The sequence below is a fragment of the Methylocapsa palsarum genome, assembly GCF_900114285.1.
Classification (GTDB): domain Bacteria; phylum Pseudomonadota; class Alphaproteobacteria; order Rhizobiales; family Beijerinckiaceae; genus Methylocapsa; species Methylocapsa palsarum.
On record NZ_FOSN01000012.1, the window covers coordinates 1 to 18,362 of the forward strand.

General features: G+C 59.2%; 17 protein-coding genes and 1 pseudogene. 14 read left to right on the forward strand and 4 right to left on the reverse strand.

Annotated elements, in window-relative coordinates; all coding sequences use genetic code 11:
- Nucleotides 1–380 precede the first annotated feature (380 nt).
- Nucleotides 381–749 carry a tyrosine-type recombinase/integrase gene (locus BM177_RS13265; protein ID WP_244532316.1) on the reverse strand — a complete coding sequence of 123 codons (369 nt, stop codon included), beginning with the start codon at nucleotides 747–749 and terminating at the stop codon, nucleotides 381–383.
- 65 nt (nucleotides 750–814) lie between these two features.
- Here BM177_RS13265 and BM177_RS13270 point away from each other — a divergent pair.
- The 5 genes and pseudogenes from BM177_RS13270 to BM177_RS13290 form a co-directional block, all read left to right on the forward strand.
- Nucleotides 815–1,087 (forward strand): annotated as a pseudogene (locus tag BM177_RS13270) (potassium-transporting ATPase subunit C); the annotation flags it as partial.
- 269 nt (nucleotides 1,088–1,356) lie between these two features.
- Complete coding sequence (locus BM177_RS13275; protein ID WP_091684361.1) at nucleotides 1,357–4,059, forward strand: sensor histidine kinase; 2,703 nt, start codon at nucleotides 1,357–1,359, stop codon at nucleotides 4,057–4,059.
- On the forward strand, nucleotides 4,056–4,748 hold the full coding sequence (locus BM177_RS13280) for a response regulator (RefSeq protein WP_091684363.1): 693 nt from the start codon (nucleotides 4,056–4,058) through the stop codon (nucleotides 4,746–4,748). Before BM177_RS13275 ends, BM177_RS13280 begins: the two co-directional genes overlap by 4 nt.
- A 212-nt stretch (nucleotides 4,749–4,960) precedes the next feature.
- Nucleotides 4,961–6,262, forward strand: coding sequence for an AmpG family muropeptide MFS transporter (locus tag BM177_RS13285; RefSeq protein ID WP_091684366.1), 1,302 nt, complete (start codon nucleotides 4,961–4,963; stop codon nucleotides 6,260–6,262).
- 97 nt (nucleotides 6,263–6,359) lie between these two features.
- Nucleotides 6,360–6,743, forward strand: a complete 384-nt coding sequence (locus tag BM177_RS13290) for a VanZ family protein (protein WP_091684368.1) — start codon at nucleotides 6,360–6,362, stop codon at nucleotides 6,741–6,743.
- A 21-nt stretch (nucleotides 6,744–6,764) separates the two neighbouring features.
- On the opposite strand, the gene BM177_RS13295 is transcribed toward BM177_RS13290, so the two are convergent.
- On the reverse strand, nucleotides 6,765–8,462 hold the full coding sequence (locus BM177_RS13295) for an AAA family ATPase (RefSeq protein WP_091684371.1): 1,698 nt from the start codon (nucleotides 8,460–8,462) through the stop codon (nucleotides 6,765–6,767).
- Between the two features lie 299 nt (nucleotides 8,463–8,761).
- Here BM177_RS13295 and BM177_RS13300 point away from each other — a divergent pair, with 299 nt between their 5' ends.
- Nucleotides 8,762–9,388: an SOUL family heme-binding protein gene (locus BM177_RS13300; protein WP_091684575.1), complete on the forward strand. Its 627-nt coding sequence runs from the start codon at nucleotides 8,762–8,764 to the stop codon at nucleotides 9,386–9,388.
- A 136-nt stretch (nucleotides 9,389–9,524) separates the two neighbouring features.
- Here the strand turns inward: BM177_RS13300 and BM177_RS13305 are convergent, their stop codons facing one another.
- Together BM177_RS13305 and BM177_RS13310 are read right to left on the reverse strand one after the other, a co-directional pair.
- A complete protein-coding gene (locus BM177_RS13305; RefSeq protein ID WP_091684373.1) occupies nucleotides 9,525–9,830 on the reverse strand; it encodes a hypothetical protein in 306 nt (101 codons plus the stop codon).
- Between the two features lie 103 nt (nucleotides 9,831–9,933).
- Nucleotides 9,934–10,272: a Rieske 2Fe-2S domain-containing protein gene (locus BM177_RS13310; RefSeq protein ID WP_091684375.1), complete on the reverse strand. Its 339-nt coding sequence runs from the start codon at nucleotides 10,270–10,272 to the stop codon at nucleotides 9,934–9,936.
- A 318-nt stretch (nucleotides 10,273–10,590) separates the two neighbouring features.
- On the opposite strand from BM177_RS13310, the gene lanM reads away from it, so the two are divergent.
- The 8 genes from lanM (at nucleotide 10,591) to BM177_RS13350 (ending at nucleotide 18,359) form a co-directional block, all read left to right on the forward strand.
- Nucleotides 10,591–11,007, forward strand: coding sequence for a lanmodulin LanM (gene lanM, locus BM177_RS13315; RefSeq protein ID WP_091684378.1), 417 nt, complete (start codon nucleotides 10,591–10,593; stop codon nucleotides 11,005–11,007).
- A gap of 550 nt (nucleotides 11,008–11,557) precedes the next feature.
- Nucleotides 11,558–11,938 carry a hypothetical protein gene (locus BM177_RS20680; RefSeq protein ID WP_244532317.1) on the forward strand — a complete coding sequence of 127 codons (381 nt, stop codon included), beginning with the start codon at nucleotides 11,558–11,560 and terminating at the stop codon, nucleotides 11,936–11,938.
- A 520-nt stretch (nucleotides 11,939–12,458) separates the two neighbouring features.
- Nucleotides 12,459–14,363, forward strand: a complete 1,905-nt coding sequence (locus BM177_RS13325) for a methanol/ethanol family PQQ-dependent dehydrogenase (protein WP_091684578.1) — start codon at nucleotides 12,459–12,461, stop codon at nucleotides 14,361–14,363.
- A gap of 123 nt (nucleotides 14,364–14,486) precedes the next feature.
- Nucleotides 14,487–15,374 (forward strand): methanol oxidation system protein MoxJ, encoded by an 888-nt coding sequence (gene moxJ, locus BM177_RS13330; protein WP_091684380.1) that lies wholly within the window; start codon nucleotides 14,487–14,489, stop codon nucleotides 15,372–15,374.
- Nucleotides 15,375–15,413: 39 nt separating this feature from the next.
- A complete protein-coding gene (gene moxG, locus BM177_RS13335) occupies nucleotides 15,414–16,004 on the forward strand; it encodes a cytochrome c(L), periplasmic (protein WP_244532319.1) in 591 nt (196 codons plus the stop codon).
- Nucleotides 16,005–16,062: 58 nt separating this feature from the next.
- A complete protein-coding gene (locus BM177_RS13340) occupies nucleotides 16,063–16,365 on the forward strand; it encodes a methanol dehydrogenase [cytochrome c] subunit (protein ID WP_175492604.1) in 303 nt (100 codons plus the stop codon).
- 120 nt (nucleotides 16,366–16,485) lie between these two features.
- Nucleotides 16,486–17,517, forward strand: coding sequence for an AAA family ATPase (locus BM177_RS13345; RefSeq protein ID WP_280140557.1), 1,032 nt, complete (start codon nucleotides 16,486–16,488; stop codon nucleotides 17,515–17,517).
- Nucleotides 17,514–18,359, forward strand: coding sequence for a DUF58 domain-containing protein (locus tag BM177_RS13350; RefSeq protein ID WP_091684385.1), 846 nt, complete (start codon nucleotides 17,514–17,516; stop codon nucleotides 18,357–18,359). Before BM177_RS13345 ends, BM177_RS13350 begins: the two co-directional genes overlap by 4 nt.
- The last annotated feature ends 3 nt before the right edge of the window (nucleotides 18,360–18,362 follow it).

Below are 18,362 nucleotides of genomic sequence, written 5' to 3' on the forward strand. Positions count from 1 at the left end.
CGAATATCTTTCACAAGCTGTTCTGCCGGGGCTTTCGCCGGCACGGATTTCTGTCTCATCTGCGCTCCTGAATGGGCTAAGATGAACCAGAAATCTCCCTTCAGAAAATACCCCGATTTGTCTCATGGGCGCTGACGCCGGACAAGCGAGCGCATTTTCGCGGATTTACGCGCATTGACATGAGCGGGAATTTATGACCGCGAGGCGGGCAGCTGACTCAACGCGTGGTTTTCAACCGCGCCCCGATCCAGAAATCTGAAAATGTTGGCGGCAGCCCAAAGCGAACGATCCCGACGGCAGAGTGAAAGCTGCCCCCAGGCCGAGACCATTTTTGAGCGCCGAGGACCTCGACGTTCCGATTCAGGATGATCGGGATCAGCTCAGATTTTTGAGCCTTTTTTCGCCGCGCGTGAGGCCGCATCACCAGCCTCGAGTCCCGCGGCGATCCGTTCGCCGACCAAATCCGACACCGCTCGAACTGGGTTCTGGTCGAAATTGGCGTATCGGCCGGTCATGGCGACGGTGCTATGGCGAAGAAGATCCCGGACGACGAAGGCGTTGACGCCGGCCTGCCCGGCGTAGGTCCCCACCGTATGCCGCAGATCGTGCAGGTGGACGTCTGGTATGCCGGCATGGTCGCGGATTCGCTGCCAAGCTTTTTCTATCACCTCGACAGAAATATGGCGCTTCGGATCCAAGAGACGGGGAAAAACCCACGGTGACCCTTCTACCCGCGAGATCCCAGCCAATATTTCGAGGGCCGCCGAGCTTATAGGGTGGGGTTTGCGGGCTCCGCCCTTTTTCTCCGGCAGAGCGATCGGCTGGCCGCCGTCCTGCTTTCGAAGCGGACGCGGTCACGACCTCGGCGTCGGGGCTCGATCCCCATATTTCGCCACAATTTGCGCTGACGCAGGTTCCTTCGATCGCCAAGGCTCGCGGTCTTGGCGACGCGCGCGTGGGCGCGCTGGTTGAGCAACACGTCGAGAAGCGGTTTGCCGGGCTGATTGGAGAGCCGCGGGTCAACGTCCTGATGCTCAACCTGGCGCTAGACGATTTGCGTCCGGATAAGGTTTCCGAAAGACGCTGAAACGTTTATCTTCTCTTTGTATATCGAGTGACGGCTCGAGCAAGGCTGCGCGCGCAGCCTTGCCCGGGTCGGCTTCTGCTTTGCAGGGTCTGCGCGACGGCGATCCGGCAAAATGCGAAGGGGCCGGCGCGGGGGCGTGATGTGCTGGGGCGGCGGGGGCGATCGAAATCATGATTAAAGTGGTTCCCGCAATCTTGCGGATCGCAACGCCGTAGCGCCGGTCTTTCTGGGAAGGGAAGGGCTGTCTGATCAGGCGTTCGGGAAACAACATGGCGCAAACGGAGAAAAACTTTGATCGCCGGCCCGATCCGGATGCGTTGCTGGCGCTTACCGATAGCGGATCACGCGGAAAGCTGCGCGTGTTTCTTGGCGCTGCGCCCGGCGTCGGCAAGACCTATGCTATGTTGGCGAAGGCGCGCGCTTGCAAGCTGGACGGGATTGACGTTGTGGTCGGCCTCGTCGAGACGCATGGCCGACGCGAGACCGAAGCCTTGATCGAGGGCCTTGAAATCCTGCCGCGCCGCAAGATTGAATATAGGGGCCGGATCATCGAGGAATTCGATATCGACGCCGCGTTGGCGCGCAGGCCTAAACTCATCATTGTTGACGAACTCGCTCATACGAACGCTCCCGACAATCGCCATCCGAAGCGTTGGCAGGACGTCGAAGAGCTTCTCGAAGCCGGCGTCGACGTCTGGACGGCGCTCAATATCCAGCATCTCGAAAGCCTCGCGGATGTCGTGTCGCGCATCACCGGCGTCATCGTGCGCGAGACGGTCCCGGACACGGTCTTGCAGGATGCGACAGACGTCATACTCGTCGACATCACGCCGGACGAACTTCTTCATCGTTTGAAGGAGGGAAAAGTCTACGTGCCCGAGACCGCGAGGCGGGCGACGCAGAACTTCTTCACGCCGGGAAATCTGACCGCCTTGCGCGAACTCGCGCTGCGGCGAACCGCTGACCGGGTGGACGATCAGATGATCGACTACCTGCGGCAAAATGCGATTGAAGGACCTTGGGCGACGTCCGAGCGCTTGCTGGTCTGCGTCGGCGGCGTTGTCTCGGCGGAACTCGTCGTGCGCGCCGCCGCGCGGCTCGCGACAGGTCTCAATGCGCCCTGGATCGCGCTGCATGTCGAAACTCGAGGTCAGGAGGAAAGCGACCCCGAGCGCGCCAAGCGCATTGAAGATGCGCTTGCGCTGGCGGAACGGCTTGGCGGCGACGTCGAACGGCGGTCGGGCTACGATCTTCCCGGGGAAGTATTGCGCTTCGCGCGACAGGAAAACATCACCCAGATTGTGGTCGGGCGCTCTCGCGCGACATTTCTTGCCCGGCTCATGCGATGGTCCCTGACCGAGGAGCTCGTTCGCAGATCAAACGACATCGCCGTCTACGTCGTGACCGAGGCCCACGGCCCGCCGATCGCCGAAAGGCGCGCCCTGCCGCGCCCGTCCCGCATCGAGGCGGGGATCGCCCTGCTGGCTGCGCTTTTATCCGTCGGAGTCACGGTGGGCGCCGCGCAATTGATTGACGCGTGGCTTCGCCTTCCGAACCTGTCGATGATGTTTCTGGTCCCTGTGATTTTCTGCGCTGTCCAGTATGGGTTGTCCTCGGCCGCGGCTGCATCGGTTCTGTCTTTTCTGGCGTTCGACTTCTTCTTCGTCGACCCTCGCTACGAGTTTACGATCTCTCAGCCGCATGAGTTTTTCTCGCTTATCGTATTTCTGGCTGTCGCGTTCGTAACTGGAATGCTCGCGAGCAGGGTCAGGCAACAATCTCTCGCAATGGCCACCCGTATGCAGGCGGCGCAGTCGATGTTCGAATTTTCGCGCAAACTCTCCGGCGCCGGCAAGCTCGACGACGTGCTCTGGGCGGCGGCCGTTCACGCGCAAAAGACGCTGCAGGCGCAGTGTATTGTGCTGTTGCGACCGGATGACGGCGAATTGAACATTCAGACCGCATGGCCTCCGGTTGACCAATTGAACCCCGGCGAGGCGAGCGCGGCGAGATGGGCGCTGGAAAAGGACGAGCCGGCGGGCTGGAAGACGGGAACTTTGCCGAATGTGCGATTTCAGTTTCGGCCTCTAGAGACGCCGCGAGGCGTTATTGGCGTATGCGGAATCGAGCCAAGACTCGCGAAAGAGCCTCTGTCCAGCCAGGACGAGAACATGTTGACGTCGATCCTCGAGCAAACGGCGATCGCCATCGATCGCTCCCTGCTGGTTGACGAGTCGGTGAAGGCGTCGGCGCTCGAGGAGAACGAAAAAGTCCGAAACATGCTGCTCGCATCGCTTTCTCATGATCTGCGGACGCCGCTTGCGTCAATTACAGGCGCCGTTACCAGCCTGTTGCAACTTGGCGACAGGATGCAGCCGACGGACAGGCAGGACCTTCTCGTCTCCATCGAAGAAGAAGCGGGACGCCTTAGCCGCTTTGTCGCCAATTTGCTCGATATGTCGCGAATCGAATCGGGCGCGCTGGCGCCGCGCCGCGAACTGGTCGATATTGGCGAGGCCGTTCGCAGCGCGATCGAGCGGAGCGCGAAAGTATTTCCGAAGCAGACGGTTTCCGTCAGCATCGCACGAGATCTGCCGCTAATACGGGGCGACAGCGCTCTTCTGGGACAAGTGCTCTTCAATCTGCTTGACAACGCCCACAAATACGCTGGCGATTCAAATGCTATCATTCATGCGCGGCGGGACGGGCCGGACGTCGTTATCACTGTGACAGACGAAGGACCGGGCATAAAGCCAGCGGATCTCGAAAGGATCTTCGAAAAATTTTACAGGGGAGGCCGCCCTGATGGCCGCAAGGCTGGGACCGGACTCGGCCTGTCCATCTGCCGTGGCCTCGTCGAAGCGATGGGCGGATCGATCGTGGCCCAGAGCCCGGCGATCCGCCGACGAGGAACCCGCATCGTGTTGCGCTTTCCTGTTCCCGAAATAGGAAAGGGAGGCGTGGCGGCATGAGCGGAAATCGCGTCCTTGTCGTGGACGACGAGCCGCAAATTCATCGATTCTTGCGGCCTGCCCTCACCGCATGTGGCTATGATGTGCTGGGCGCCGAGACGGGTGGGGAGGCTTTGCAGCTTATCGCTACAAAGGCTCCTGACGCTGTCGTTCTGGATCTCGGACTTCCGGATATGGATGGCAAGGAGGTCTTGCGGCGGGCGCGGCAATTCTCAAAAATACCAATCATCATTTTGTCGGCCCGCGATCGGGAATCCGAAAAGATCGCAGCGCTTGACGCCGGCGCGGATGATTATGTCGAAAAGCCATTTGGCATCGGCGAACTCATGGCGAGGCTGCGCGCGGCTTTGCGCCACGCCGCCGCCGATGCGCATGAACAAAGACAGATAAAGAGCGGGAGGCTCTGCATCGATCTCGACAAGCGCTCCGTGACGAGGGACGGAGTCACGGTGAAATTGACGCGCAAGGAATATGATATCCTGGCGATCCTGGTGAGCCGCCCTGGCCACCTGATCACCCATCGGCACATGCTCACCGCCGTTTGGGGACGCTCCTACAACGACGATATGCAATATCTGCGGGTTTATATCGGCCGATTACGCGCCAAGATCGAGGAGGATCCGGCGTCGCCGCGCCTTATCCTGACCGAAACAGGCGTCGGATATCGCTTCGCCCATCCCGACCCATGATGGTGGATCGAAAGGCGCCTGCGGCACGCGGAGCCTTGGTCGGCTGAACAAACTCGTGTATTTGGTGAAGCGCCTCGACGATTAGTCGACCTTGGATTCATCAACATTCGGGGAGTCTCGGAGGTAAATTATGGAGCCGGGCTAGAAATCCGCTGGCGCCGACGCGAAGCCTCCGTCTGGCTTGAACTCTCGAATCGGGAAAAGAATTGGACATGAAAACTGATCCCGAGCACGGCTCCATGCTCGCTCATGTGCTCGCCGACAGGCGCTATGCGGCCATGCTGGGGCTCGGCTTCAGCGCGGGCATTCCTTATCTCCTTGTGTATTCTACGCAATCCGCCTGGCTGTCGGAGGCGAGGGTGCCGATCGAGACGATCGGCCTGCTGAGCGAACTCACAATCGCCTATAAATTCAAATTCGTCTGGGCGCCCTTTCTTGACCGATACGACGCGCCTTTTTTCGGCGCGTGGCTGGGGCGCCGCCGTGGCTGGATCGTCGTCTCGCAACTGGCCGTCATGCTGGCGCTCGCCGGCGTCGCCTTCGGCGATCCGTCGCATTGGCTCGCCTATACCGTTGCGTTCTCGATCGCTCTTGGAATTGCGGGAGCGACTCAGGACGTGACGATCGACGGCTGGCGCATCACCTCCGTTCCGGTCGCCAAGCAATCGGTCATGACGGCGATCTCGGAAATGGGATATCGCGTCGGAACCCTCGCCGCCGGCGCCGGCGCTCTGCTGCTCGCCGACCGATATGGCTGGCGCTTCGCCTATCTCGGGATGGCTGCGCTGATGACGGTCGGCGCCGTCTCCGCCTTCGTCGCGCCCGAACCGGAGTCTGATTTCGTCGCGACGCACAAGCATCCGGGTTTCGCCGCGACGGTGATCGCGCCGATCAAGGAAATGGTCGGGCGGCTTGGACCTTTGGCGCTTCCGATCTTGTTGATGATCGCCGGATTCCGGATGCCGGGCTACCTCACGAGCGCCATGTCGATGCCCTTGTTCAAGAGCCTCGCTTATACTGACGCCGAGATCGCCACAGTCACAAAATTGTTCGGGTTCTGGGTTGCGCTGGGCGCCACGTTTTTCAGCGCCTATATCATCCGCAGGATCGGCATGATGCCAAGCCTCGTGCTTGGAACGATCGCGGGTTCGGCTTCGCACCTCAGCCTCGCCTGGCTTTCGGAGAGCGGCGGCGGGCATTTCTGGATTTTCGCCACCGCGGTCAGCATCGAAGGGTTCGCCTACGCGTTCGCGCAGGTCGTGCTGATCAACTACATGTCGATGCTCACCGCGACGGAACTCGCCGCCAGCCAGTTTGCCCTGCTCACTTCTCTGTGCGCTTTTCCAGGAAGCATTCTTGCCGGCGCCTCCGGCTTCGTGATCGCGAAAACCGGCTTTACGATGTTTTTCGTGCTGACTTCGCTGATCGGGATTCCGGTCGCGGCGCTGTGCTGGTATGTATCGCGGCTGCACGCCGATGTGGCTCTCGACCCCGAGCGCCACGGTTCGGACTAGACGTCGCCCGGCGATGGAAACGCGTCAAGAGTTTTTTCGCCCGGATGGCCACAGGCGTCGGCGTCCCCCGTACGGGTGAAGGCTGGAGGTTCAATTGATGAGATACGCCGTCTTTTTCGCCCGTATCGCGGGCGTCCTCGGCGTTCTGGCGATTGTTGTCCTGTCGCTCGTGCCGGGGTCCCAGCGGCCGCATACGTGGCTGCCCGGCAAGGCCGAACATTTCGTCGCCTATTGCGGCACAGCGTCCGCCCTGGCGCTTGGATTTCCCGCGGCGGCATGCCGAATCGCCGCCGCCTCGTGCCTCGCATTCCTGGCGGGAGCGATGGAGGTCTTGCAGCGCTCGGTCCATGGTCGGCACGCGGCTTTTTCCGACGCGCTCGTCAGCGCTTTGGGCGGCGTTTTTGGTGTTGTCATCGGCGCAATCCTATATGCCGCCGCCGCCAGGGCGTACAAAAACTCCTCAACGCCAAGAGTTGGATAGGCTCCAAGCCGGGATAAAGGATTACGCCGCCTCGACGATGTCCATCCCCCGGAATATCGAGCAGCGTTTGAAAGCTTCGAGGGAGGGCGGCTCGTTTTTATGGCGGCAAAATTTGCCGACCAGTTTGGCGAGGCCCTTGATGTCGCGTCCGGTCGCCGCCGGAAACAAATCGATCAGCCTGACAATCAGGTCGTCGTCCACGTCCAGCTCGAACTGATCAACCATGACGCGCCAGATTTTCCGGCGCGCATCGCGGTCGGGAGGATAATATTTAATGACGGCGATGCAGCGCGAGACGATGGCTTCGTCGATGTCGTCCACCCGGTTGGTCGTCAAAAACAACAGGCCGTTGAAATATTCGAGCACCCGTAAAAACACGCCGACCACGGCGTTCATGGTCATGTCGTCGTCGCGGCGCTTGATGTAGACGTCGGCTTCGTCGATCAGCATCACCGCGCCCCAGCGCTGTGCGCGCGTGAGGACATCTTTCAGGGCGTTTTCCATCGCGGCGACGTTGAGACCGAGCTGGCCGGAATGAACCCTGTAAAGAGGACGCCTGATGATTTCAGAATAGACCTCGGCGGTCAGCGTCTTGCCGACTCCCGCAGGCCCGGCGCAGAGAACTGTGGTGCCGCCCGACTTCCCCGCGACGATGTCGTCCATCAGCACATCCATTTCGGCGGTGAGGATGTCGATGAGATCGGTCTGTTCGGGGGGCAGGACGAGCTTTTGCTTCAGGGCGGGTTTGTACTGATAGGGCTCCATGTCGTTGACGTGCACCCAGAGATAGTGATGCAATTCAAGATGGAACATCAGGATGTAGGCGTGAATCGGGAGCTGGGTGAAGAGCCCCTTGGGGATCGACGCCTGCAATTCTCTCATCTCGTCTTCCGCGTCGAACTGGCTGCTCTTGGCCGCCTTGCGCAGGTAGGGCGCGAGAATTTCGCCAGGGACGTCGAGCGTCAGGGCGCGCGCGGTGAGTATGCTTTCATCATTCACCAGCCGCGCCGCTCCTCCCGAGGTCGAGAGCACCACGATGTCCTTGCGCGACCAGTCCATTTCCCGATGCGAGGAATTCGGATCTTCGGTGTAGAAACCCGTGCCCCGGGCGGAAAACTGGCCGCCATACTGACCGCGCCATTCGAAATACCGCCGGATCGTTGCGTCGTAGGCCGCAATCAACTCAGGCGTTTCCTTCAAGAACCCTTTCTGGGCGAAGATTTCCCCGATTGTCTTGCCGTCGATGTCGCTGCTGGTCACGCGGACCGTATTGGAGGCCAAGGCTCCCTTGGCGTTGCATTTCAGCTCGATATAGAGTTTCCCGGTTTCGTCATTCGAGGCCGGGGTGTAGTCAAGGCGCGTGATGACATAGGGTAGGGGCCGGCTCGACACGTTCGCGGTGAAGACCCAGCCCCGAATGGCGTCGTTCAGCAGATAGCGGAGGATGGCCGGAAGCACCATTTCGAGATCGTTGGGGCCGAAGCGGACGCCGTTGTCGTTCAGGGCTTGGCGTAAAGTCGACAATTGCGCCGCCCGGATCTGCATGTCCGGCCCCGCCTGCCGGTAGAGGCGCCCTAACATCCCCACCTGGGCGTCCGACAATTGACTGAACGACACTTCCACCTTGTCGCCAAACCGCAGCTGTTCCTGTAAGGCCGCCAGATCGGGAAATTCTCCGATCATTGCTTCGATATAGGGCCTTTCAATCTGAAGTTTCATCGTGCGCGCGATCTTTCTGGGGAGGGCGAACGGTTTTGACGAAGCTCTTGCGACAGACGGGAGGGCGGGCCTTTTCGAGCCTTTTGATCGATGAATGAAACGAGGGGCCAACCGGCGCGTTGAAGATCTGGCAGCCCGTGTCTTGCCGCTCCCGAAAAATGCGTCACCCTCGAAAAGTGGTGTGACGCTCCGTTTGCCGAATCGAATGTCGATGGTGAAGCAATATACATACCGGGTATTTACAGGACGGCGGAGAGCCAAGACGATTGGGACGGGACTCTAAAATAAGGATGATGCCGATGTGGTGGCTGATTGGCGCAGGGGTGGTTCTGCTAAGCGCGGCGTTATGGGGCCCGATCGTGAGCCGCAGGGCGGAACAACCGAAATACAAGGTTGTGGCGAAGGAGCGCGATATCGAGATCCGCGATTACGCGCCGATGATTGTCGCGGAAGTCGAATTTCCGGGAGAACGGAATGTTGCGCTGGGCCAGGGTTTCCGCGCCGTCGCCGATTATATTTTCGGAGACAATTCCTCGTCGCAGAAAGTGGCGATGACCGCTCCCGTCACGCAACAGGAGAGCGAAACAATCGCCATGACCGCGCCAGTGACCCAGCACGGCGACGGCGACAACTGGAGAGTGCGCTTTGTCATGCCCTCTCATTATACTTTGGCGAGCTTGCCGACGCCGAATAATCCGGCCGTTAAACTGAAAGAGTTCGGTGGTCGGCGCTTTGCGGTCATCCGTTTTTCGGGCCTTGCGAGAGACGCCGTTCTGAAGCGTCATGCGAAGGACCTGCAGGACTTCATTGTATCGAAAAATCTCAAATTTCTTTCCGCGCCGATTTACGCCTATTACAATCCGCCCTGGACATTGCCGTTCCTGCGCCGGAACGAAGTGTCGATCGAGATTGCCGGTGAGCAGTGACCGCCCCGGCTTTCGTCGCGAGGATCGCCAAAGCGCAGTGAGTTTGCGTCCGTCTCGCCGCTCAGGCGGATCGCCCCTGTCCTGTCAGCGGGCCCTCCTGTCCGCAGCGAGCGGGGCAAGGCTCCAGCCGAGCCGCTCATTCGATCGCCAGCCGCTCCGCCAATGAGGCGACGGCCGGCCAGGACAGGTTGCAGACGCCGCTGGCCGCGGTGATTTGCACGCCCGCGTCTGTCGGCCGGGCGGAAAGGTCATGATCGCTCGCCAGCGGACTAAGATAGAGCTCATCCGCGGCGCCTCTATCACGGCTGACCGCAGCCAGGGCGCGCGACAGGGTGCGGGCCTCTTCCAGCGTGAGGTCGAAACTGAGGCCCGGCGCGAGATTCATCCGGAGCATGTCGCCTAAAGCGCGATGGCGGATGGGGATTACGGTCGCGTCCGCCATATTCAGCGTAACTCTGTTCAGGTTCAATGGTGGCGGCTGGCCCAGTTCAAGGATCGCTTTTAGCCTTCGCGACGTCCGAAGCCGACATGAACAGGGGCTCGCGTCACGCCGGCGAACGCGCCGCCTTGATCGGTCCGACGTCGACCTGAATGTCGTCGCCGTCCACGCGCAGGGGATAGGAGTGGAGTTCGTTTCGGACGAGATGCGTCACGCATTTGCCGCTGGCGCAGTCGAATCCCCATTGATGGTGAGGGCAGGTGATGATCTGGCCATTGAATGTGGCCTCGCTCAGCGGCATATCCGCATGAGGACACCGCCCGCGATAGGCTTTGAGATCGCCTCCCGCCGGCCAGACCAGCAGCACGCTTTTACGCCCGGCCTGAAAAAGACCCATGCTTCCTTCGCTCACGGCGCCGGCCGGGCAGAGAGAGGTGAACGCCATCGAAGACGCCTTCCGAAAATGAATTCCTGACCGGGTCTACGCAAATTGCGGACCGTAAAACAGGCGCTTTTCAAGCGCCTCTCAGGCCAAGAATGTCGTGAATCCGACGAACCCTTAGCACGCCGCCGGCCGCCAATCCGCATGGCGCTGACCGCACGGCTCTCTTCGGCCGAGACGCGTTCGTTTTATGTACTTCAGCGCCAGGATGTTAGAAGAAGCCGAAGCGCGACAAATTCTGTTTCGATAGTGTCCAGCGCTTGCTACGTGAGGCTCGGTCGTAAGAAAATCGGCAGAACGAGATTGGCGGGAGTCACAAAGATGGCGAAAAAATCATTGCTTCTTCGGAGCATCTCGATGAGCGGCTTTCTGGCGGGGGCGCTTGCTTTGCAGGCTGCGCCGGCGGCATTGGCGGCCTCCAACGTCGTGTCCAAATACGACAAAGACAGCGACAAGACCCTCGACTTGGCCGAAACGAAGGCTGCGGCCAGCGCTCAATTCGATAAATTGAATAAAGATCCTGACGACACCCTGGACGCTGGAGAAGTCAAGGGCGTGATCGGACGCAAGGAATTCAAGGCTGGCGATCCGGACCGTGACGGGACGCTGACCAAGGACGAGTATCTCACGATTGTGGAGACGCTGTTCAAAAAAGCGGACGTCGACAACGACGGGACGCTCACCGCGAAGGAAATGAAATCGAAAGCGGGACGGGCCCTGAAGCGCCTGATCGACTGAGGGCGGCTATAACGAATCGGGGCGGGGGGAAAGGAACTGCAGGGCCAGCGACCGGCGAGAGTGCGACGCAATCGCCGAATGCCTGTTTGTCCTGAAAAATCTGAGAATGTTTGGAAATGACGCAAGCGGCGTCTTCCGTCATAGGAAACGTCGAAGATCCTTGGTTCCCTTGCTGTCGCCTCGATTTGTTCGACATGACCGGCGAATATTTGAGTTCCTGGCGCGGCGGTCAGACCCGCGTTCGCGCCGCGCTTTTCGCGCTCATGGTCTGCGCATCGGGCTCCGTCGGCGGCGATGACGTCGCTCGCGGCGAATATCTGATCGAAGCGCTCACGGCTTGCGACAATTGCCATACCCCCCGGGGTCCGGACGGCTACGATCTCTCTCGAAGATTTTCAGGCGGCTCCCAGCTATTTTCCGACCGCGAGTACGCTGTCAGGGGTCGAACATCTCGCCGGAAAGGGTGAGTGGCGTCGGGGCTTGGTCGGACGCGGAGCTGCGTGCAGCCATTGTGGAGGGCAGGGATCCCAAAAGCCGCCTGGCTCCGGTTATGCCCTCAGACTCCTACCGCGCGCTCACCCCCTCAGATCTCGATGCGATCATCGCAGTCCTGCGCAAGACGCCTCCCGTCGACTCCCGCCTCCCCGCTCAGGAAAGGCATGGCGCGCTCGAGCCGCGCAACTCGATTCCGGGCGCCGAACGGCCTTTTTCGGAAACCGAGCTTGCAAATCCCGAGCGGCGCGGGGTCTACATTGCTTCTCTCGCGCGGTGCATGGGATGCCACAGCGGGGAGGTCAGCGGCGCGCCCGATCCTCAACGTCGTCTTGGCGAAGGTGGAAAAGTCTTTCGCACGCCCGCCGGAGCCGCGGTCGCCTCAAACATCACTTCCCATCCGACGAAGGGGGTCGTTCCTGGACGGACGATGAGCTGAAACGCGCGATCACTCAGGGCGTCAGCCGCGATGGAAGGCGGCTAGCGCCGACCATGGCGAATCTTTCGTTGTCTCATTTTTCCAAAATGACCGACGACGATCTTAACGCGCTGATTGTCTGGCTCCGAACCGTGCCGCCTCTAGAATAACTCATTCAACTCTCGTTTCGCCTCGCTTCCCTCCTTATAGCAGCGATCCGCTGGCCTTCGCACAACTCTACCGGCCCATGATGGTCCGTCGATTTCGAATGGCCAAACTTCGTCGGCGCCAACGGGAAACGCGCTGCAAGAATTGCCGATTTTTCCCGCAAAAATTTACCGATAAATCAGGCAGACACGTCCCAAGCCTTAATTCTATATGCGTTTGGCTCGCTTCCCCGCCAAGGCATCTTAGGTTTCGGCGGAGCGGAAGCGGCTTTCAATAAAAAACCGCGGCTCAACGACATGTGGGCCGTCATTTCTTACGAGGCGACGCCGCGTTGGCGAGAACGTCGCGCAAACCGTCGCTGGAGGACTCGTTGATGAGGAAGCTGCTGAATTCCGTGTCTGTGCTGAGCGTTATGCTCGCTGCGCAGATGTCGCTTTCGTCCTCGCGCGCGGAGGACAAGCTTGAAGCGCTCGCCAAAAGCGAAGACAACTGGGCGATGCAAGGCAAGAACTACAGCGCAAATCACTACAGCACGCTCACCCTGATCAATACCGATAATGTCAAGAAGCTGAGGCCCGCCTGGTCCTTCTCGACCGGTCTGCTCAGTGGGCATGAAGGCTCTCCGCTCGTGGTCGACGGCAAGATGTATATTCATACATCGTTCCCGAACAATACATTTGCGCTCAGTCTTGACGACCCCACCCGCATCCTGTGGCAGGATAAGCCGAAGCAGAACGCCGCCGCTCGCGCGGTCGCCTGCTGCGACATCGTCAATCGCGGCCTCGCCTATTGGCCCGGCGACGGCGTGACCCCCTCGCTTATCGTCAAAACCCTTCTCGACGGCAATGTGGTGGCGCTCAACGCGGACACCGGAGCCACCGTCTGGAAGATCGAAAATTCCGATTTCAAGGTCGGTTCGACTCTCACTGTCGCGCCGCATGTTTATAAGAATATCGTTCTCATCGGGAGTTCGGGGGCCGAGCTTGGCGTGCGCGGCTATATGACCGCCTATGACGTTCGCACCGGCGAACAGAAATGGCGCGCCTATGCGACTGGTCCGGATTCCGACGTGCTCATCGGCGACGACTTCAACAAGGCCAATCCCCAATATGGGCAAAAAGGCCTCGGAACCGCCACGTGGGAAGGCGATGCATGGAAGATCGGCGGCGGCACGAACTGGGGCTGGTTCGCCTACGATCCAGGCACGAATCTCGTCTACTATGGCAGCGGCAACCCGGCGCCCTGGAACGAGACGATGCGTCCTGGCGACAACAAATGGACGATGACCATTTGGGGGCGTGATCTTGACACCGGTCAGGCGAAATTCGGCTATCAAAAAACTCCGCATGATGAGTGGGATTTCGCCGGCATCAATTTCATGATGCTGAGCGAGCAGAAGGACAAGGACGGCAAGGAACGCAAGCTACTCACCCATCCGGACCGCAACGGCATCGTCTATACCCTGGATCGGACCGACGGAACATTGATCTCCGCCGATAAGATCGACGACACTGTCAACGTGTTCAAGAAAGTCGATATCAAGACCGGGCTGCCGGTGCGCGATCCGGAATATGGCACGCGTATGGATCATCTGGGTAAGGATATTTGTCCCTCTGCAATGGGCTATCACAATCAGGGTCTTGATTCCTACGATCCTACAAAGGAGCTGTTCTTCCTTGGTGTGAACCATATCTGCATGGACTGGGAGCCTTTCATGCTTCCCTATCGCGCGGGTCAGTTCTTCGTCGGCGCGACCTTGAATATGTTCCCCGGTCCGAAAGGCGATCGGCAGAAGGGCGAGGGCCTTGGGCAGATCAAGGCCTATAACGCCATCACCGGGAAATTTAAGTGGGAGAAGATGGAGCGCTTCGCGGTTTGGGGCGGGACGGCCGCAACTGCCGGAAACATCGTCTTCTACGGTACGCTCGATGGATTCATCAAGGCGCGCCATAGCGAGACCGGTGAATTGCTCTGGAAATTCAAGCTGCCGTCTGGCGTGATCGGGCACCCGATCGTCTATCAGCACAAGGGCGTCGAATATCTGGCGATCATGTATGGCGTCGGCGGTTGGCCGGGCGTTGGCCTGGTGTTCGATCTGCAGGATCCGACCGCCGGTCTTGGAGCCGTCGGCGCCTTCAAGCAGCTCGCGAACTACACGCAGATGGGCGGCGGAGTCATGGTGTTCTCCCTTGACGGCAAGGGGCCTTACGACGATGTAAACGTTGGTGAGTACACAGCGGGCGCGACGTCGATAATCTGGCAGTCGCCGAAGAATTGAGCGCGAGTAACATAGCGCGATTGATAGAGCTAGCCGCGCCGCCGAGGTCTTCAAGGCGGCGCGAGGCAGGCGGCGGTTACTAATCGCGAACCGTCGCTTACGCCCAGAGATTGGATCACATACATGCTGCCTCAATCACGTTCCAGGCGGAGAGCCGGCGCTCTTTTGTTGACTTTTATCTTTGGCGGATTCGATGGCTTTGCAGCGAACGCTGCGCCCGCCGACCGAGCCAACGCCGATGCGCGTGAGCAGGCTGGCGTCTTGCGCATATGCGCTGCGAAGAACCAGCCGCCGCTATCGTTGGAGGATGGCTCGGGTTTTGAAAACAAGATCGCTGTCGTTCTCGCCGAGGCCATGAACAGGAAGGCGCAATTCGTTTGGTATGAACGGCCTGCAATCTATCTTGTCCGCGACCAGCTCGATAAGAACGCATGCGATGTGATCGTCGGGCTTGATTCCGGAGATCCTCGTGTTGCGACCTCGAAGCCTTACTATCGCACTGGTTACGTCTTCGTGACCCGGGCGGATCGAGATCTAAACATTAAGTCGTGGTCGGATCAAAGACTAGCAAAGCTGGGCCATATCGCTGTGTCTTTCGGATCTCCGGGAGAGGTTCTGTTGAAAGATATTGGCCAATACGAAAACAACATGGCCTATCTATATTCTCTCGTGAACTTCAAGTCGGCGCGTAATGAATATACTCAGGTAGATCCCGCCAAAATGGTCGGAGAAGTCTCAAGCGGCGGCGCTGAACTCGCCGTGGCTTTCGCGCCCGACGTCGCACGTTATGTCAAGGCTTCCGTGACGCCCCTTCGCATCAGTTTGATCGACGACGACGCCGTAAAGAGAAATGGAGAGAAAGTGCCGCAGCGATTTGATCAGTCGGTCGGTGTTCGCCATGACGACACGGCATTGCTCGAACAGATAGACGCGGCGCTCGTGCTGGCGAAACCCAAGATCGACGCGATTTTGCAGGTTGAGGGCGTCCCGCTCGTTCCCATTAGCCGATGATGAAGCGCCACGCGAATTCGCACCAGGAAAGAATCACTCGTGTTTAACGGCTATAAAATCTACAAGACAGCATCGCTCATTCTAGGCGGCGCCCTCACTAGCGTGCTGGCGCTCGCCGCCATTGCTCAGACGTCATCGATCACCTTTCGAAATACCATCACCGGAGAGGTCCTTGACCTTAATGATGCGCTACCGGAAGGGCGGAATACGGAGGGCGTGCAGAAGTTCATGCAAACCGGGGTAAATCCCTACAACGAAGACAAGAGCTGTCTGAAGCAGGGCGAACAAATATTCCTCTCGGCCTGCTCCGGTTGTCATGGCCATCTTGGCGAGGGCAAGATAGGGCCTGGCCTCAACGACGATTATTGGACCTATCCGGAAAATACGACAGACGTCGGGATCTTTTCGACGATATTCGGCGGCGCGAAAGCCTCGATGGGGCCACAATATCAAAATCTACAGCTTGATGAAATCCTCAAAGTCATGGCTTGGGTGCGTCATCTCTACAAGGATGGCGTCGATCAGGCGCCATGGTTCACTGAGGAGCAGAAAAAAAACTACAAGCCCTATAAACAGGGCGAGGTTTTTGCTGACGATGCGCCAGGCGCATGCAAAACGCAGGCGAAGTGAATAATGCGGCGGCGTCGCGACGGCGCGCAAACGCCACGAACAAGCGGAGGAAAGCACAATGCGCATGACTAATCTCGCTCCGGCGTTGCTCGCCGGTGGACTTCTGGTCGCTATGCCAGTCAGCGTCGTTTTGGCCTACGATGGCACGACCTGCAAAGCGCCAGGGAATTGTTGGGAGCCCAAGCCAGGTTTTCCGGAAAAAGTCGAGGGCTCGAAATACGATCCCAAGCATGATGCGAAGGAAATAGCAAAGCAGCAGACCTCGATTCAGGGTATGGAAGAGCGTAACAAAAAGCGCGTCGCCTATTTCAAGAAATCCGGAAAATGGGTTTACGAAGTGGATAAAATCCCAACCGAATGAGGGTGTCTTACGGACGACGAATCTGATGGCGAGTCTCGCAATTATAGTTGCTCCTTTTGATGGAGCCAAGTCGTCACGACTTTTAGCGTCGCTGTTTGGACTTCGATTGATGGGTGAGCTTTGAACAAGCTGGCGTCGGTCGCCGCAAGCCTCGATGAATGGCGCGCGCGTGCGCTCTCATTCGAAAGAGAGATTGCGAAAGCTATGGTTGGTCAGCAGCGCGCCATTCGTTTGGTGACGATCGCCATTTTTTCGCGTGGTCATGTTCTGATCGAAGGTGACGTCGGCGTCGGCAAGACGACGTTGCTGCGTGCAGCCTCGCGCGCGCTCGGAGGCGATTTCGCGCGGGTAGAGGGAACGGTCGACATGATGCCGACTGATATTCTCTATCATACCGATCTCGGAGATGACGGACGCCCCCGTGTCGGGCCGTCGCCTCTGCTGAGGAAGGCGGAATCGATTTCCGTATTTTTCTTCAACGAAATCAACCGTGCGCGGCCGCAGGTTCATTCGCTGTTATTACGATTGATGGCGGAGCGTAACGTTTCCGCATTTGACCGGGACTATGCTTTCCCTTTCCTCCAGGTCTTTGCTGATCGCAACATGGTCGAGCGTGAGGAAACCTTTGAATTGCCGGCGGCGGTGCGCGACCGCTTCCTGATGGAGATCGCCATCACCGCGCCCAAGGAGGATGACATTCGTCGTGAATTGGCGTTCGATCCGAAATTCGGCGATGTTGATGCGCTTGTTTCTCGCGTCGAGACGGGCGTTTTCGATTACCACGCAATCCCCGCGGTCGCCGATCTGATTCAAGCTGAAGTCAGTGCGAGCTCCGCCCTGCAAAGTTACGTCCTCGCCTTGTGGAACGGAATATTAAGACCTGGGTCCGTTGGCGCCAGTCTTGACGACGCGGACGCTGACACGCTTGTCAAGGGTGGCGCTAGCCCGAGAGGATTGGCCTTTCTCGTCCGAGCGGCCCGCGTGCGCGCCTGGCTCGAGGGTCGCGACTATCTTGTTCCCGATGATATACGCGAGATTTTCATTGAAGTTTTAGCGCACCGGATTGTAGTCGATCCGATCCACGCGCTTCGCGGCGACGGTATCGTCAAGCACTTGTGCCGCACGGTGTTCGACGCAGTCCCCGCGCCATGAATGCGCCGATTGATATTCTTTATTCGCCGCGCGGCCGCTTTCGATCAATCGAGTCTGGCGCGCAAAGATCGAGCGATGTAGGCGGCATCGGCGTCTTTCGCGATCACGCGCCCTTCCTGCGCTATCCGGACGCTCGCCGAATTGATCTACGCGCCACCTTACGGGATCCGTTTGGCGAGACATATGTGAAGCGTTTCGAACGCAGACATGCGATTGACGTTATCGCGCTGGTTGATGTGTCGGCGTCGATGCGCTTTCCAAGTACTGAACATAAAATCAAAGTCATCTGGGATTTTTGTGCGGCGCTCGCCTATTCAGTCACCCGGATTGGCGATCGCTTCGGCGTAATGGGTTGTGGCGAGACGATTCACCGATCGCTCATGACGGCGCCCTCGCGCTCGGTTGCGACGGCGTTGGCTGCTGTCGAACGTCTTCGCGCCTCGACTTGCGCGGACGCCGGGGCCGATGGATTTCTCACTGCGAGGGAGGCGCTCGGCTCAAAGCGCAAGCTTGTGTTTCTCGCGTCTGACTTTCGATGGCCGTGGGCGTTGATCGATCGCGTGTTCGAGTCGTTGTCGCGACATGATCTCGTTCCCTTGGTCGTGACCGACTCGACGGAGGAGTCGCCGCCAGATTGGGGATTGCTTCAATTGATCGACTCGGAAGATGGACGAAGGCGCATGATGTTCATGCGGCCGGCGCTGAAGCGGCGCTGGATCGAACGAGAGGCCGAACGGCGCAGAGAGATAGCGCGTCTCGCCACGGATCGCGCGCGGCGGCCTATTTTTTTGCGCGACGGGTTCGATCCCGCCGATCTCAGCCTTCGTCTAATGGCCAGTTGAAGC